The organism is Pirellulales bacterium (genome assembly GCA_036499395.1).
Taxonomy (GTDB): domain Bacteria; phylum Planctomycetota; class Planctomycetia; order Pirellulales; family JACPPG01; genus JACPPG01.
Window position 1 is genome coordinate 135784 of record DASYDW010000134.1, and the last position, 14873, is coordinate 150656.

General features: G+C 55.5%; 14 protein-coding genes. 10 read left to right on the plus strand and 4 right to left on the minus strand.

The window, feature by feature from the left end; translation table 11 throughout:
- Positions 1-2: 2 nt before the first annotated feature.
- The 6 genes from VGN12_28060 (at position 3) to VGN12_28085 (ending at position 2553) form a co-directional block, all read left to right on the plus strand.
- Positions 3-509 carry a hypothetical protein gene (locus VGN12_28060; GenBank protein ID HEY4313337.1) on the plus strand — a complete coding sequence of 169 codons (507 nt, stop codon included), beginning with the start codon at positions 3-5 and terminating at the stop codon, positions 507-509.
- Positions 510-569: 60 nt separating this feature from the next.
- Positions 570-914, plus strand: coding sequence for a hypothetical protein (locus tag VGN12_28065; protein HEY4313338.1), 345 nt, complete (start codon positions 570-572; stop codon positions 912-914).
- Between the two features lie 9 nt (positions 915-923).
- Positions 924-1163: a hypothetical protein gene (locus tag VGN12_28070; protein HEY4313339.1), complete on the plus strand. Its 240-nt coding sequence runs from the start codon at positions 924-926 to the stop codon at positions 1161-1163.
- Entirely contained in the window at positions 1160-1930 is a 771-nt protein-coding gene (locus tag VGN12_28075) for a hypothetical protein (GenBank protein ID HEY4313340.1), read from the plus strand. The genes VGN12_28070 and VGN12_28075 overlap by 4 nt, the downstream gene beginning before the upstream one ends.
- Positions 1931-2017: 87 nt before the next feature.
- The gene (locus tag VGN12_28080; GenBank protein ID HEY4313341.1) at positions 2018-2242 is read left to right on the plus strand and encodes an addiction module protein; all 225 of its coding nucleotides are present in this window, start codon (positions 2018-2020) and stop codon (positions 2240-2242) included.
- The gene (locus VGN12_28085; protein HEY4313342.1) at positions 2239-2553 is read left to right on the plus strand and encodes a type II toxin-antitoxin system RelE/ParE family toxin; all 315 of its coding nucleotides are present in this window, start codon (positions 2239-2241) and stop codon (positions 2551-2553) included. Before VGN12_28080 ends, VGN12_28085 begins: the two co-directional genes overlap by 4 nt.
- Before the next feature lie 462 nt (positions 2554-3015).
- Here the strand turns inward: VGN12_28085 and VGN12_28090 are convergent, their stop codons facing one another.
- Positions 3016-3354, minus strand: a complete 339-nt coding sequence (locus VGN12_28090) for a hypothetical protein (GenBank protein HEY4313343.1) — start codon at positions 3352-3354, stop codon at positions 3016-3018.
- A 188-nt stretch (positions 3355-3542) separates the two neighbouring features.
- Here VGN12_28090 and tnpA point away from each other — a divergent pair, with 188 nt between their 5' ends.
- The 3 genes from tnpA to VGN12_28105 all read left to right on the plus strand — a co-directional run bounded on the left by tnpA (position 3543) and on the right by VGN12_28105 (position 5873).
- Positions 3543-3986: an IS200/IS605 family transposase gene (tnpA, locus tag VGN12_28095; protein ID HEY4313344.1), complete on the plus strand. Its 444-nt coding sequence runs from the start codon at positions 3543-3545 to the stop codon at positions 3984-3986.
- Positions 3987-4561: 575 nt separating this feature from the next.
- Entirely contained in the window at positions 4562-5158 is a 597-nt protein-coding gene (locus VGN12_28100; GenBank protein ID HEY4313345.1) for a hypothetical protein, read from the plus strand.
- Positions 5159-5177: 19 nt separating this feature from the next.
- Positions 5178-5873, plus strand: a complete 696-nt coding sequence (locus tag VGN12_28105) for a hypothetical protein (GenBank protein ID HEY4313346.1) — start codon at positions 5178-5180, stop codon at positions 5871-5873.
- 778 nt (positions 5874-6651) lie between these two features.
- On the opposite strand, the gene VGN12_28110 is transcribed toward VGN12_28105, so the two are convergent.
- Positions 6652-7353, minus strand: coding sequence for a transposase (locus VGN12_28110; protein ID HEY4313347.1), 702 nt, complete (start codon positions 7351-7353; stop codon positions 6652-6654).
- Positions 7354-8338: 985 nt separating this feature from the next.
- Complete coding sequence (locus tag VGN12_28115) at positions 8339-10891, minus strand: P-loop NTPase fold protein (GenBank protein ID HEY4313348.1); 2553 nt, start codon at positions 10889-10891, stop codon at positions 8339-8341.
- A gap of 572 nt (positions 10892-11463) precedes the next feature.
- On the opposite strand from VGN12_28115, the gene VGN12_28120 reads away from it, so the two are divergent.
- Positions 11464-12306 (plus strand): hypothetical protein, encoded by an 843-nt coding sequence (locus tag VGN12_28120; GenBank protein HEY4313349.1) that lies wholly within the window; start codon positions 11464-11466, stop codon positions 12304-12306.
- A gap of 701 nt (positions 12307-13007) precedes the next feature.
- Here VGN12_28120 and ltrA read toward each other — a convergent pair.
- Positions 13008-14447 (minus strand): group II intron reverse transcriptase/maturase, encoded by a 1440-nt coding sequence (ltrA, locus tag VGN12_28125; protein HEY4313350.1) that lies wholly within the window; start codon positions 14445-14447, stop codon positions 13008-13010.
- Positions 14448-14873 lie beyond the last annotated feature (426 nt).

The following is a 14873-nucleotide window of genomic DNA, read 5'->3' on the forward strand; positions in this document are numbered from 1 at the left end:
CCATGACCAAGTTGACCTTGAATCTCAAAGACCTACTCATCGATGCCTTCGGCGCAACGGCGCAATTGCCGGCAAGCGTCGATATCGACGACCTCGTTGATTTCAACGACGTTCGCGAACATGACGTCGACCTCCACGAACTGCTCGCCGACGAGCGAAAGATTGCCCTGATTTGGTCGATTGATGACGTAAAGGCACGCCGGCCCGATCTATGCGACGAACAGGCCTGGCAGGTGCTGGAAAAGTTCCAGCAGCATCATGACTGCAATGCCCAAGCCATTTGGGACACGCTGGAGCAGATCGCACACGACCTCTTTGGCACTGGCAACGCCCGGCGCGTCGAACGCTGTGCCAAAGCGCTCGACGACTACGACGAAGACGCGGACGTGGATACGAACCTCACCGATCTGCTGGCCGATGCCATGCACTGGTGCCGCGACAAGGAGCGTGATTTTCGGCATTTGCTGGAAATCGCCGAAGAACATTTCCACGCCGAGACGAAGGCATAGGAGGCGGTCATGCGTACAACCAAACAATTACTAGCTCACATCGCTCGCAAACAGCTTGATGTGCCGACGCTCGATCCGCGCGACTCGAAAGCAATGAATTTTCACATCGTCACCGTCCGCAGTCTTGCTGCGGCGCTCAAAGCTGCCTTCAAGGCGGGAACAATGTCGGCCCGCCACGACCGAGCCTCCCTGGACTTCGACCAATTGCTAGAAGAGCGCCGCCAAATTGCGATCGTCTGGAGCATTGATGACGTGCAGGAAGTCCGCTCCGATCTCAATCCGGATCAGGCATGGCAAGTCTTGCGACAGTGCCAACGCGTTCATGATTGCGAGTTTGGCATCACTTGGCAACTGATCGAGACCGTGGCCGAAGACCTCTTCGGCTCTAATCCATCCGACGAATAGGAGAGACAAATGACACGATTCAACATCGAGCAGATTACCGAGCAAGACGATACGATCTACGTGGAAATCGATCACCGATTCAATGTTGCCCTTGTCCGAACGGACACCGGCCTCGACCTTCGCGTCTATCCCGTCACGAACGGAAAGATTTGGGACTACCCGTACATTACGTTCACCGCAGACGAGTCCGAATTCGCCGAATTGGAGGCCGAGCTGTTGGCTTCTCCGGAAGAAGGAGACGGCCAATGAACCGGACCATCATTAATCCCTTCTACGCGGCTCGCGTCAGTGGTTTCGTTTCCAATCGAATGAACAATCGGCCAACGCCGGTCTACACCAAGCTGCCGCTAGCTCCGATCAACGCGAGTCCCGTCCCGCACCTCACGAGCCTCTACCATAATCATCGGGCTGGCGAATACGGTGATCGCAGCTATCCGGGCAACTGCGGCGGCAATCTTATCAAAGACTTGTTGCTGTACTTCCGGCCGGGGCTGGTCTGCGACCCGATGGCCGGTTCCGGCACCTGCCGCGACGTGTGCGAGGAGTTGAAGATCCCGTGCATGTCTGCGGACATTCATGACGGACACGACGCTTGCAATCCTGGAGGCTTCGCGCCCGCTGAGACCTTCAACTTCATTTGGGCCCACCCGGCCTACTGGAGAATGAAGCTGTATGCCGACGATTCACGCGACTTATCGCGGGCTCCGACGCTTTCCGATTTCCTGCGCCGCTACGGCCAGTTCATACGCAACTGTGAAAAGGCCCTGAAACTAAACGGCAAGCTCGCCATCTTGATGGGCGATTACTGCGACCGCCAGGAAGGATTCGTCCCCCTCACCTTCCATACCAAGCGGCTGGCGTTTGCCGCCGGGCTTACACAAGCTTGCACCGACATCATCCGATTCACCCACGGGGCGTCGAGCAACCGCAAGGTCTACCGCTCGTCTTTCATCCCCGGACTGCATGATACGTGTATGCTATTCGAGAAAGTAGCTGAGGAATCGAGGGGCGGATGACATGTTGACCGGCATCCACTGCGGATTTCGATTTACATTCGGCATGACTTGCGGCAATCTTCAAGGAGAGTGTGAACGGAGGCACCCATGACGGTTTCGCATAAGGACATCGACTATACGCAGCTTTCGCCGGCCGAGCGCATCCTGCTCGCTCAGGAACTCTGGGACAGTGTGATTGCCGCTAAACGGGCACCCGCCACAACGCCTGAACAACGCGCCGAGGTGGAACGCCGCATGACGCTGGCCGACCTTGGCCAGATGCCAAGCCGCCCGTGGGCGGATATCAGAGCGGCAAAGCCGCCGAAGGAATGAGACTTCCGCTTACCTTACTCGACTGTGCCGAGGCCGACATCGCTCACGCGGTGAGCTGGTACGATCGCCAGGTGCCGGGCCTCGGTGACTCATTTTATTCGCACGTGGCACGCACGCTCGACGCCATCGAGCAGTTTCCGGCAAGCTACCAACAAGATTTCGGCATGGTCCGCCGTGCAATTACGCACCGCTTCCCTTTTGCCGTCTACTACCGGATACTCACCGACACCGTTCAGGTCGTCGCCATACTCGGTTGCCATCTTGACCCCTCGGCCATTCGTTCCCGGCTCACCGACGAGCCGCGGCATTGACGCCTGGCTCGCTTGCCGCGGCCAGTCAGCATGATATTTTCACGGTGAAAAATGCCCGCTATTAGGACGGCGCTGCCCCAATGCTGGACAGTCGTCCGACTGATTTTCACGGTGAAAAATCCCTGCCTGCCGAGGCACAACCCCTGAGTGAGTTGACTGCCTGAAAATGCAACCTGCGGTGCAACTTCGTTGCAGACGTCTTCCCTAAGCGGTGCTTAGAATTGTTTCACCGTGAAAGTGGATTCGGGCCGCTCCAACCTCGACATCAAGATATGACCACGAGCGCCGACCTGGCACGGAACATGTTCCCTCCTCGGACGCATCGAACGACATTTAGGTATTGCAAGCCGTGCAAATAGGCCTTGCCGGCACAGCCATGCCCTCTTGCGCGTCTCCGACTAAGGTGCATCTTGTCCCTGACCAACGATCGAGACCAGTCGACATTTCGCCAACAAAAACAGCTCAATGATGAATTAGTTCAAAGAATGAGATAGTCGAAAGCTGCAAGTAGTCTATCAATAGGAATCCGTATCCGTGGCCTACGTACCGTGCAGTCTCATCTCCTTGGGTTGCAGATACATCGACAGGATATGACTCTTTGGATTTAGACCCGGTAAAGTAACATTCAAGAATCTGTCCCAAGGCATTCCCCTTGACGTAGTACTTTGCTCCACCCCCATTCAAGATCACTTCATAAGTCTTGGCTGTCAGTGCTGCTTGCGCGGTCACTGCATTTCCAAAATCGATACCGGGAAATAGCGATTTCCGCTTATCGCTCCATTCGGCTTCCGTCAATGGCATCGCTTAAGCTCCTTTTGATACACCACATCATCCAAGCCCGGACATCTTCAACGTCATAGCTAATCGGGCTGTGTAATGCAAATCCGAAGCTGCGCCACTGGAGAGTTAATGGATGTCCCGTAGGCACTTAAGTGAAAAGCGACCGGGCGATTCCCACGACCACGCGCGCTTTTTGTTATGATCGCGAGATGGAAAAGTACCGCACTGGCTCGCACAGTCGATTTGACCTGAAGTACCATTTTGTGTGGATCACAAAGTATCGGAAGCCGGTTCTGGTCGACGCGGTGGGAATTCGGCTCCCCGAGTTGGTGCGCGAGGTTTGTCGAAGCAACGAGATTGAGATCATCGAAAGATCGGTGTCTCCCGACCATGTGCATGTGCTGCTGTCTTGTCCGCCGAATCTGTCACCAAGCAAGATTATGCAGTACATCAAGGGCAAAAGCTCCCGAAAGTTGCTGATGGAGTTCCGGCACCTGCAAAAGGCGTTCCGGGGGCGGCATTTGTGGGCCCGCGGCTACTCCGTGGCATCCAGCGGCAACGTCACGGACGGGGTGATCCAAGAATACATCCGCCAGCAGGACGGCACCGAGCCAGACGACGGTGGCGGCAATTTCCGCATTACCAAATCGTGAGCGAAGGACTTCTAGTCCGTAGTTCACGATTCTCCTTCAACCTACCGGCTTCCAGTCGGTAGTAGTTCAGTCTTGTCCAAACGCTGCTACCTCATAAATGGGGAATGTCGTGTCAAACAAGGCCGAACGCGACGATCAGGACAGTGTCGGCGCATAGTCGGCGGGGTCCGGCGAAATCATTGGGCCATGTCCCCCCATCTCCGGGCAGTGAAAATCAACCCCGAAGATGGGCGGCGGGGCTGGAGATGGGCATCCGCAGCCTGGAGGTCCGATGGCTATTCGGACTGGCTGCTTTGCACGGGAACGCTGCCAAAGTCGTGCAACGGGCATTGTGTCCGAGGCGGCAGGACCACTACATTTTCGATCCCCGGATAAAAGCCCAAGGCCGTAGTACGCTTCTGATTTTGGAATGCCCTGTCCGAAGAGTACGTGCGGTCCGGCTCAGCCGTAACCAGCCTATAACAGGCTAAAATCCAAAATAATGCTCCCATACAAACCGCCATTTCTCAGATAGATAAGGAGTATTACACTACCTCGCACGCCCATCAAAATACACTTCCTGGAACGAATTCCAAATGGCACTGACCGAAAATGGACGGTGGCTTGTTGGCGGCGGGTGCGCCGTCGCTGCGTTCGCCCTCACCTTTCTCGTTGGGCGATGTGATCGAGACGACGACAAGGACGACAGAAAAAACTCGGAGGAAGTGCGCCTATTAATAGTCGGCTTTCGCGTCGAGAACGGAAGGCCTGCCCTGACGGTCAAGAATCACTCTTCATCCGATCCCGCAATCATTTCCGAAGTGACCTTCGATATTTACGACCGCGCAACGCTGAAGCGCATTGAGGCAAAGCATCCAAAGCCGAAAGAATACATGGCAGGTGATGACAACACGCGCAACGAGGTCGTGTTTACCAAATCCACATGGTCCGGTGACGGTAACCAATACTCATTCTACATGAGACCCGGGGTCCACGTGCCGCCTAAGAAGGTGAACGATTTTCCATTGTCGATCCATATGCCCCTCTGGTCAGATGACAAGTTTACGGGGACAGTCGAAATCGGGTATTTGGTTGAAAAGGGCGGCGCGTACCTTACGGACTACGCGCGGAAAGAGGGCGTGACGATTCGAGGAGACCATTTCGAAAATCGCCGGCGTGCGCCACGCAAATAATTTCAAAGCGAGGCAGTGAATGAGTCGTTTAGTGATAGGGATCGTTTCGCTACTTCTCGCGGGATGCGCGGCCTTCTTCGCATTCTACCAGTGGCCAGCCACGAAAGAGATATCGTACGAATGGCCATCTTGGGTTGTTGAGAAGCAAGTCAAGAGCTTCATGTACCGAACAGAGGATGGAAAATCGCGAGTTGGTCAAATCACAATCGACACCCCGAAAGCAGTTTTTGAGCAGAAGACAATTCGGCTGGTACCGACTGTACGCGACATCGTTGGGGCCTGTCTGTTGGTAGGACTCGCGATTGCGTTCTTGGTGAATCTGGGGTTTCAGATGGTATTGCATTATCGTGACAAATGGTCTGGTGCACGCAATACAGCAGCCGCAAGGGAGAATGCGAATAATTTCAATCAGCAAATGTGGCTTGTCGCAGGTGCAGTTGGAATACTGATTACGGGCGCAACGTCAAACGACAGCAACGAATTGCAGATAATGCGGTTGGAATTGGAAGCGATACGTGGCGCTATTCTTCATGTCGCTGCCACGCCACCGCAGTCGAATGGGCGGGCCATCTACCCGCCCGAGCCACAGGCTCCGCCAATCGTGCCCGCAGACCCGCCAAATCTTCCAGATTTGCCAGAGCCGACAGATGCGCCCTCGTTAATGCAATCTTTGCCATTCCCCGCGCCACGGCAAGAGCGCGCTACACCGAACTAGAACAGTATCGGGTTGCGCCACATTGCCGGCACGCGTTGGGGCAAGCGCATCTACCTCGACATGGACCGACTCCGCGAAGGGAAGCAGCCCACGGATGAAGTAGCGATCGCGTAAACTGGCGAACTTTTTATTCCCCCTAAGGGGAATAAAGGCACACTAAAACCAACGAGAACCAACCCAGTTCCAGGCACTACCCAAAATCAATTGTGCGCAACTCCTATGAAGCCGGGTATGTCAAATGCTCCAGATGAGTGGTTCCAAGCTCCTATTCAAGCTCTCGCGATATATAGTCCGCTTCGCGGGCCTATTCAGCTATGCAGCGCCTCCCATTCTTGACGTCGGAACTCGGAGTTCCACATGCGCACCGGGATGACACTGACCAATCATGCTGGACTCGATGGATTTTCGACAGTTCTGGGATTCCTCGGACCAGCCACTCTCACGCCCGCCCGGGACGTCGCCAATCGGTCTGATCGCGGAGCATTGCCCAACAACAGATTAGGATTCGACGCGCCACAGCCACTACTGCGATTTTCTTCCGGGTCTTCGCCCCACGGCAAACCCGGTCGAAGATCTCTTCGAACCAAGTGTTGTAGCGGCGCATCATCCAGCCGACCTCTACAAGCACCGCTCTCAGAAGCGAATTTCCTCGACACGTGATCCGTCCTTGGCGTGACATCGTTCCTGATTCGTACTGCTTGGGAACTAGGCCTGCGTAGGCGCCCAATTGCTTTGCGGTTCGAAAGCGGTGGGGGTCGTCGACGATTGCCACGACCAGCTACCCTAACCGTGGACCCACACCCGGAATGGTTCGCAATTGACGAACCCGCTCATCAGCGGCGGCAACTTCGTCGAGCTTAGCTTCGACCAGGTCGACGAGCTGTTCGACCTCCTGGAGTGCCCTCTGCTCCAGGGACAACTGCATCCGCCACAATTCGATGGTACCTGCCTGATTGACCGTTGACGTGTACGTGTCCAGCTTTTCAAGCGTCTTCTTCGTCCAGCCGGCGCGACCCGACGGCCAGGTAATACCTTGCTGGTCGAGTATCGACCGAATGCTATTCTTGATAGCGGTCCGCCGCGTCACTAGCGCATGCCGGTACGTAATCATGTTCCGCCACTGGCGGGTCGCCTTCCCTGGCATATGCACAGTAGGAAGACTGCCCATCTCCGACATTTGCGCCAGTCGTAGCGCGTCGTCTCGATCAGTCTTGCGCCGTACGTTCTTCCAACGCCACGCTTCGTGGTGCGGATTGGCTACTTGCAACTCAATTTTCAGCGACTCACTGAGGTCGGCGATCCATCCCGCTTGGGCTCCGATCTCGATCACGAGGCGGTCTGGTGTCACCTCCAAAAGCAATTCTCGAATAGCAGCGGGAGTTGTCGCTACCGTCCGATAGAAGAACTCGCCGTCAGCCGAGTTAAGCAGGCATGCTACGCTCTTGAACTTGCCCAGGTCGATCGCCAGAATCTTCGCCACGTCAGCACTCCTTGGGTTTGGGGCTACAAGGAACTCCCGCGACCCCTTGTCGCGGATGCTCCCCTTTACCAAAACCCGGCTTACATAGCTTCTTGACGGACGCTACCGATCCAGATAGCGGTAGGTGGCATCAATTTGCTCTTACTTTTGGGCAATCGCCTTCGATGCTCGCGATTTGCACCCGGAAGCGTCAATCGACTCTTGGAGCAACTGACAAATCTCGTCCATTGCGTCCTGGCCTTTTGTTGCATCCCGAATTCTACCAAATGACAACGCCCCGCATTCCTTGCGGGGCGACACGGGGTACCGTATTGGCACAGCAAAATCGTTACGTCGATCAACCACTTGCGCTCAAGCTGAATGGACTTAAAAGTCGTCAAGCTAGGAATGTGGCCAGCTGCATATTTGATGGTCTTGCGGTGGGGATGATTACTACTAGCAGCGGATTACTGGCAGGAACGATCCGTTCGCGGTCCCGACGGCGCCCTCCCACGATTGCCCCCCTGAAAGTCGTCGAAATCTACCCACCATTATCTGTGAGCAAGACCTGGTCTCTCTAACCTCACTGTCCTCGTTGTTCCTGCATCCTGTATTCGTTCAGATTCAGGTGGTAGGCGCTGTTGTTCCGGAGAAGTGATTCCGGTGTCAAATTGATTGATCGCGGCACGTAAGTACTAATCGGGGCCATCACATCAAACTTCTTTTCATCCGTGATCGACTGAAGTTCCGGTATTGAAATGCGATTTTCATCGCTCAACAGGTTGAGCGATGGTTTGGGCAGTGATTATGGGCAATGGGATCGCCTCCGAGACCAGCGGCGCTCATTCCAGCGTTTACAAAACAACCGAGAATCGGGATCGCACCAGCAATTGCAGTAACGCCAGGGCACCGAGGTCTAAGACGCCCTCTATCAGGAGGCACTCGGAGCCCTGATCCTGCTGTTTTCCGCACCATAGACTGAACCAAATCTTAGGCGAGATTATTGCTAGGTGCCCTGGCCAGATCCGAATGAGCCTCCGCGGTCGGGAACTTCGTGTTCTCTCGTCGTCGAGATCCTATTCGCGATTGCTTCCCGTCCTTGCGAGCCAAAGAAATCAAGCAAGCCGCGCAAAAGCCTTAACCGACTGGAATCGTTTGACTTTTCAAGGACAGGCAGCTGCGACTCAAGTGTCCCCAAAAGTCTGCGGATCGAATCTTCATTCAACTGCGTTTTTACCAGATCCGTCGCTATCATCGCGTGGTACTGTTCAAACGGGCTTCGAGGATCTCCGATCGCAGTCAGCAGCAGCGGCAGGCCTTCGGGCGACGGCGCCGCTTGAAGACACGCAAGAGCGACAATTCGCTGACCATCACTGCCTTGAAACCAGCCGACTATTTCGTCGAACTCAATAGCAGCCTTTAGCGCAGCGCTCCGAATGCGGAGCACAATAGCATCCATTTCGGCGGTTCGCCTGTCGCCCGGCGCCTGAGTCTTCCGCACTTTCTCATACTCGACCGCGAAGCTATCCATCTGTGCCCGTGCTTCACGCTTGATTTGAGCAGTCTCAAGATCATTTCCCTCACGTTCCCGCCGCCCGCCCACGTTCGACTGCGTGTTCGACGGCTCGGGGCGGGCTGGCGACACCTGAAGAAGCTCCTCACATTGCACTTCGCTTAGGCCAAAAACGGACCTGTCCGGCTCACCGGCGAATTGCCCATCCTTCACACATCCGTAGCGGATCAGATTCATCAACTCGGCCTGTTCGCTCCAATACTGTTCCTGGGGCCGAATGTTGGGAGTTACTTCGTCGGAATTCGCAATAGCATCAAGGCGGGCAAGAAGGCTAGGGTTTACAAGCCAGGCATTCGCGAAGCCGGGCCATCGCAGAAACACCGCCGTGAGCTTGCCCAATTGTTGCGGCGTCAACTTTCTCCTTCCGTCAATGGAATCGAGCAGTCCGGTCTGCACAGCAATGTAAAACTTCAGACGGAATAGATTAACGAACTGCTTGAGGCGGCGTGGATTTGCATCCAGCGCGGGAGCTGCCATTAGGGCAACGTCGGCAATCAGCGAATCGTCGCCTTCAAGCAAAAGGATGAACGCGTCGCGATGGATCTGCTGTTCATTGGTTGCTGTTGAGTTGGATTCACGCGAGCCAATGGCCACGTCTCGGCGCGTATTCTGCCCGCCCTCAAACTCTGCTGGCGTTTTCTTCCTTTGGCCTGACGTCGAAACATAGGATGCCAACCGGCGCCAGATATTCTCGAAGCGCCCGCCTGGAGCGTCGGCAACCACGCTTCCGCGCGATATGCTCTTAAGGAATGACTTTAACTGGGTTTGACCGGCGGCCGGCACCGCAAAAGGAAGCTGGATGAATTTTTCAAGAAAGGCGTACCCGAAATCCAGATCGCGTCGCACGATAGTGCTCGCCGACGCCGAATCCGACAGATTCGGAGACAGGTAGGGAAGTAGGCTTTCGTACTTGACTGCTATACCAGCTGCAACCGTCTTGCGATCCATTCCAATAATGAAGATGAGCCGTTCGTCGTCACTTATCAGCAAATTGATCGCGCCCATCAATTCGGCTGCCTTCGGCACTGCACACCGATCGAGGTCGTCGATGAACACGTATATTCGATTTTGACGGTACACATATGCGTTTACGACCTTCCTGAAATCCGCTTGAAGGTTGTCAATGAAGGACAGTCGTCCCTCGTAGTTGGGCTTGTTCACATGTTCGCGCAGTTTAATTTCAAGAGGATTGCCAACGAGTTTCCTGGCCTGAAACCAGATCAATAGAGAAATGGCAACCGAAGCAGCGCTGCCCGTTCCAAAGACGAGGGTTGTGAGCGCCGATGCCCCTCTCGGCCGTTGGCGCCCGCTCGCAACAATCCCGCCGCCATTCGGTTCACCTTGACCGTCGACCGTCTTGCTGTCGCCTCCCTTTTCTGAACCCAACATCGCCAATTGGTTCGAAAGGTTTTCCGCCCATGGTGTGCCGTGGTAGAACACGAGCGTCGGAAGCGAAATTGCCAGAAGAACAAGCGCTGTCCAAAGGCAAAGCGCAAACAGGGCATCAAACCATCCTTCTGCCCAGTTGAACCGCTGAATGAATAATCGGATAGGTGCCGTGCAGCGAGTGACAAACGAGCTTTGACGGCGGACCGTACCAGTAAACGCCAGTGCAAACGAGGCCCACAGTTCCTCGTCCTTGTCGTGGAGCCATGCATTGAATCGAACGATCACTGGTCTGCTGTTCGAAGGTTTCTTGCCTCGTAGCGGAGTCCCGTCGGCCTCAAGCTGTTCAGCCAATTGCTCCATGAAGGACGACTTACCGCTGCCCCATGCGCCTTCAATAGATACAGTTAGCGGCGGCATAGTTCCAGGGCTCTTAAGGAATTTTGCTAGCGCCAGTACATACGGACCAAAACCTAAATGGTCAACTGACGCTACGCGGTCGCTAACGCTGTTTGCGTCGATCGAAGGCCCCGACCTGTGATTGCCCGTCAGCTCGCTGGAAGCATTCAAGGTCGAGTTTGCAGTTTCTTCAGCGGCCATCTAGTTATCCCCCTTTTCGCCACGGCCAAGTCATAAGTTTTTTCGTTGCCGATAATCGTAGTAATTGTAGCAGTCGGCCTTAGTCTTACGCGAATCGCGGTTTGCGGTTATCTGTTCTGGATACTGCGGTTCCTAACGGGTCCGGACGCATCGATGACGATACACGTCCTGATAGGGCGTAGCCCAGTCGAACGCCTGGATTGCACCGGCGAAGGTAGCAGCCCCTGCTGACGCAACTCACAGAGCGAGAAACGCTGAATGCATCCCTGCCTCAGCGAATCAACTGATGGAAGTCAGGCGGCCATCCGAATCCGCCTGTCAGTCATCTGACAATGGGTCATTCGCAGCGAATAGAAGCTCCAGGCCCCTCCCCGCGGCTGCTCAGCGGCATAATTCGCCGCCGTGATGACGATAATGAGTCCAGCCCTAGGATTCCGTTAGCTGTTCAACGTTGGTGCGTGTGCTAAGATCGACGGACGATTTCTAGAGCACTCATTAACTGGCCGGCACAAGTTGCACTTAATCCGCTGCTGCCTCAATGGCGATCCAACTCCAACTGTAGGTGCATCGACATGGACACTGGAGCCCGTCTTTTTCCTGGAGAAGTTTTGGTTGTTGGCGGCCACCGATTGGCTCTGCTCGAAATCACGAACACAACGGTGCTGATAAAACCCAGCTGGGGCGACGGCACACCATTTGAGATTCGTTCAGGACGAGGCGTCCCAGTTCCGAACGCAATTATTTCGATTTTCCAACTGCACGACAACTCTGTCACGCTGAACATAAATGACCATGGTCGCCAGGAGATTCTCGTCGACCGGCGCTCAGGTGAAGTTGAGTTGCATATCTACATCGCTGATGCGCAGCCGGACTTCGAATTCCAGCAGATCGAGCGTATCCAATACGCGGCAGGCGCGTTTCTAGAGGAGTTTGGCTTCGAGGCGGTTCCTGAACATGATCCGATGACGGTATTCGGTTCCTGGGATTGGCGAATGTGGTTCCAGCAAAAGAAACCACAAATTGAGCAGGAACTAGGTGACGCCTATGCAGAGATGAAAGAGTCTCTGCGACTTCAGCACGTGGACACCCATGCGGCAAATGTTTTCAGCACTCGTGCTACAGCCGCACATGACCTCATCGGATCATTGGAACCGTACGAGGAGGTTGTCGTGCGGTTTGGTGACGTCCTGCTGGTCAAAGCAACGGTCAATGGCAAGAGCCGACTTATCGTAGAGAATGTTACACCAGCCCTGAGTCGCCAGCTCGCCGCTAATCCACTTTTAACACGTGACCCACACGCCTTCTTCACATTGTTGTCTAACCAGTCCGCTGAGCACCAAGCTGATCCGCAAATAATTGCGCAGAATCCAAAAGTAGAACTCGAACACGCTCCGCCAGAGACGTACAACGAATAAGGACTAAATAGATCGCCCTTGTGGCTGCTTCATCTCATTGGCCGACGAGGCCCCGGCAAAGTGAGAAGCGTCAGCGCAATTCACACAGGCCAGTTTGAACCGACAAGGCCGATGTCAGATGAGATCAAGGGGCTACTACCTGCACATGGCCGGGAGTTTGACCGTGTGGACGTGAGACGGTGATCCGTACGTCGCAGCCTAGCATGTTAAGGAAGCGGAACAGCCTGTCCGTAGAAAAACCGTCCAGCCGCCCGCCTCGTTGCGTCGGAATAGAGCCAGCAACTTCTGCAACGATCGCAGATCGCTGGCCCCCACCGAGGGACACTCCAAAAGCTGCATTCGGCAACAATCGGAACGATCGAGCATCCGCTGGGGAAGTTCGAGAGATCGCTTCGACTCGTCCCGATCAAGGCGACAACGGACAATGTCGAGACCGTTACGCGTTATGTCCTCGATCAACTGGACTTGAAGGCCGTGCCAGGGATGCCACGGGTAGAAGACTTCCCGAGGGACGCTGATCTGGGTCTTGTGTTGTTCAGTTGTACAACACCATCAGACCGCACAGCTCGTTGGGCTACCGGCCCCCTGCACCGAAGGCGACTCGGCCGTGGTCTTGTCGAGTAGGCGCGGCGGGTTACCCCGCCGCACCTCTCACAGAACCGGACTTGTGGGCCACACATCCGGCTCTTTGGGCTAATATCTCAGCAGTCAAACAGCAGTTGCTGTTTCGAGACCGGCAAGTCAGCGTGGAGACGCTTCCACTCGAACCACAGCGACACCAGACGCTCGTGAAACCAAGCGTTACGGTACGCTTGCGTGAGACCGGGTAGATTGCTGCGTCGCCACGACCCACACCGCCGATAAGCGGTGCGGGCCGCCGTCTGCTTGCGAAAGCCGCGTTGAATCAAGTGACGACAGAGATAGCGGGGTCTTTTCTTCTGATGAACGATGATCGCCCGCAGCCGTCGCCGGATGTGGGCATCGAAACGCCAGAAGAGTGTGGCTCCTTCTTCGGTACAAATCCGAAAATAGCCAAACCATCCGTTCAGATAACGGTTTAGCCCCGCCACGCACTCACTGAACGATTGACCCCAAGTACGGGGCGTAAGCTCCCGAGTTTTGGCATCCATGCGTTCCTTGGTACGGGCCGAGATGTGGATCTCGACTTGCCCTACTCGACTCTCGCACAGCCGAAAGCCAAGAAAGTGCACCTCTGCTGGCCGGGCAACTTTACTCTTCTCCTCATTCACAAGCAGTCGTAAACGCTGCTCGATGAAGTTACGGACAGAGCTCATTGCCCGTTGACCGGCACGCTCGCTGCGCACAAAGATGTTGCAGTCGTCCGCATAGCGGACAAATCGCAATCCTCTGCGTTGCAGCTCCCAATCGAACTCATCCAAGACGATGTTCGACAAGAGCGGCGAGAGAGGACCGTCTTGCGGCGTTCCCTCTTCGGTTGCGACTCGCATGCCGTCCGGTAACACAACTCTCGCCTTGAGCATGCGACGTATGAGGTCGATGATACGGCGGTCGGCGATCCTGTGACTCAATCGGTCCAGTAATCGCTGATGGTGAACTCTGTCAAAGAACTTTGACAGATCGATGTCCACTACGACTCCGTATCCGGCTTCCACATATGTCTTCGCTTCGGCGATAGCCGTGTGCCCGCCCCGAGCCGATCGAAAGCCGTGGCTGCTCCCGTGAAAGGTCGGTTCGTAGATCGAGTCCAGAACCTGGAGTACGGCCTGCTGTACCCATCGATCGATCACGTTCGGAATGCCCAGTCCCCTTTGACCCCCGCCCGGTTTGGGAATCCAAACTCGTCGAATGTCGCCAGGTTGGTACGATCCGTCAAGCAGATGACGTCGCAGTTGTGGGAGCAGTTTGGGAGCTGCTTGGACCACTTCGATGACGCTACAGCCATCGACACCCGAAGCGCCTTGATTACGCGCCACGTTCAAGAGCGCCGTCGCCAAGTTCGGCTCCGACGCAACTTGCTCCAACAGCCAACTGGTGTCGGCTGTTGTGGTGACGAGATCGGTCGCGGTCGTGAGTTTCGCTTTGTGCAGCAGGTGAGCCCGCCCGCCGGATGCGTCCGGAGGATTGGCCGTTCTGCCCCCTTGCGGGCTGTCGGCGAACACGAAGCTCAGTTGGCGTCGTCTCGTACTTCTCAACCCATCATCCCCTTCGCTCCATCGGCTTTCACCAAATTCATCGCTACTATGGGATGATCCGACTTCTCCTCAGACATAAGGCACGCGTCATCGCTTTCTTGTGCCCTACCGCTATTGCGGATCTGAGGAGATCTGCTGGGGTAAGAGTGAAGAGCTTCCTGCCGCCACCGTCCCCAATACCGTTCCGACCGCGGTTGGAAGTTGGGCGTCGCGTTAACGGGCACGCTCACCCAGGTCGGACCGGCCTTACAGGGCTTCACTTGCGTTCGGTGCTGCGTTTTGCCTCGGGCTTCCATCCCACACGCCCTCACAGGAAAGACCACGACCGTCAAATCCGGTCGTCATCTCGTGCAGTTACCTCCGGCTTACGGTTGCCTCCAACAGACTCCGTAG

Excerpts from the sequence above, each read along its gene's own strand:
- VGN12_28060 (HEY4313337.1), top strand. The coding sequence starts at position 3 with ATGACCAAGTTGACCTTGAATCTCAAAGACCTACTCATCGATGCCTTC.
- VGN12_28070 (HEY4313339.1), top strand. The coding sequence starts at position 924 with ATGACACGATTCAACATCGAGCAGATTACCGAGCAAGACGATACGATC.
- VGN12_28075 (HEY4313340.1), top strand. The coding sequence starts at position 1,160 with ATGAACCGGACCATCATTAATCCCTTCTACGCGGCTCGCGTCAGTGGT.
- VGN12_28080 (HEY4313341.1), top strand. The coding sequence starts at position 2,018 with ATGACGGTTTCGCATAAGGACATCGACTATACGCAGCTTTCGCCGGCC.
- VGN12_28085 (HEY4313342.1), top strand. The coding sequence starts at position 2,239 with ATGAGACTTCCGCTTACCTTACTCGACTGTGCCGAGGCCGACATCGCT.
- VGN12_28090 (HEY4313343.1), bottom strand. The coding sequence starts at position 3,354 with ATGCCATTGACGGAAGCCGAATGGAGCGATAAGCGGAAATCGCTATTT.
- tnpA (HEY4313344.1), top strand. The coding sequence starts at position 3,543 with ATGGAAAAGTACCGCACTGGCTCGCACAGTCGATTTGACCTGAAGTAC.
- VGN12_28100 (HEY4313345.1), top strand. The coding sequence starts at position 4,562 with ATGGCACTGACCGAAAATGGACGGTGGCTTGTTGGCGGCGGGTGCGCC.
- VGN12_28105 (HEY4313346.1), top strand. The coding sequence starts at position 5,178 with ATGAGTCGTTTAGTGATAGGGATCGTTTCGCTACTTCTCGCGGGATGC.
- VGN12_28115 (HEY4313348.1), bottom strand. The coding sequence starts at position 10,891 with ATGGCCGCTGAAGAAACTGCAAACTCGACCTTGAATGCTTCCAGCGAG.
- VGN12_28120 (HEY4313349.1), top strand. The coding sequence starts at position 11,464 with ATGGACACTGGAGCCCGTCTTTTTCCTGGAGAAGTTTTGGTTGTTGGC.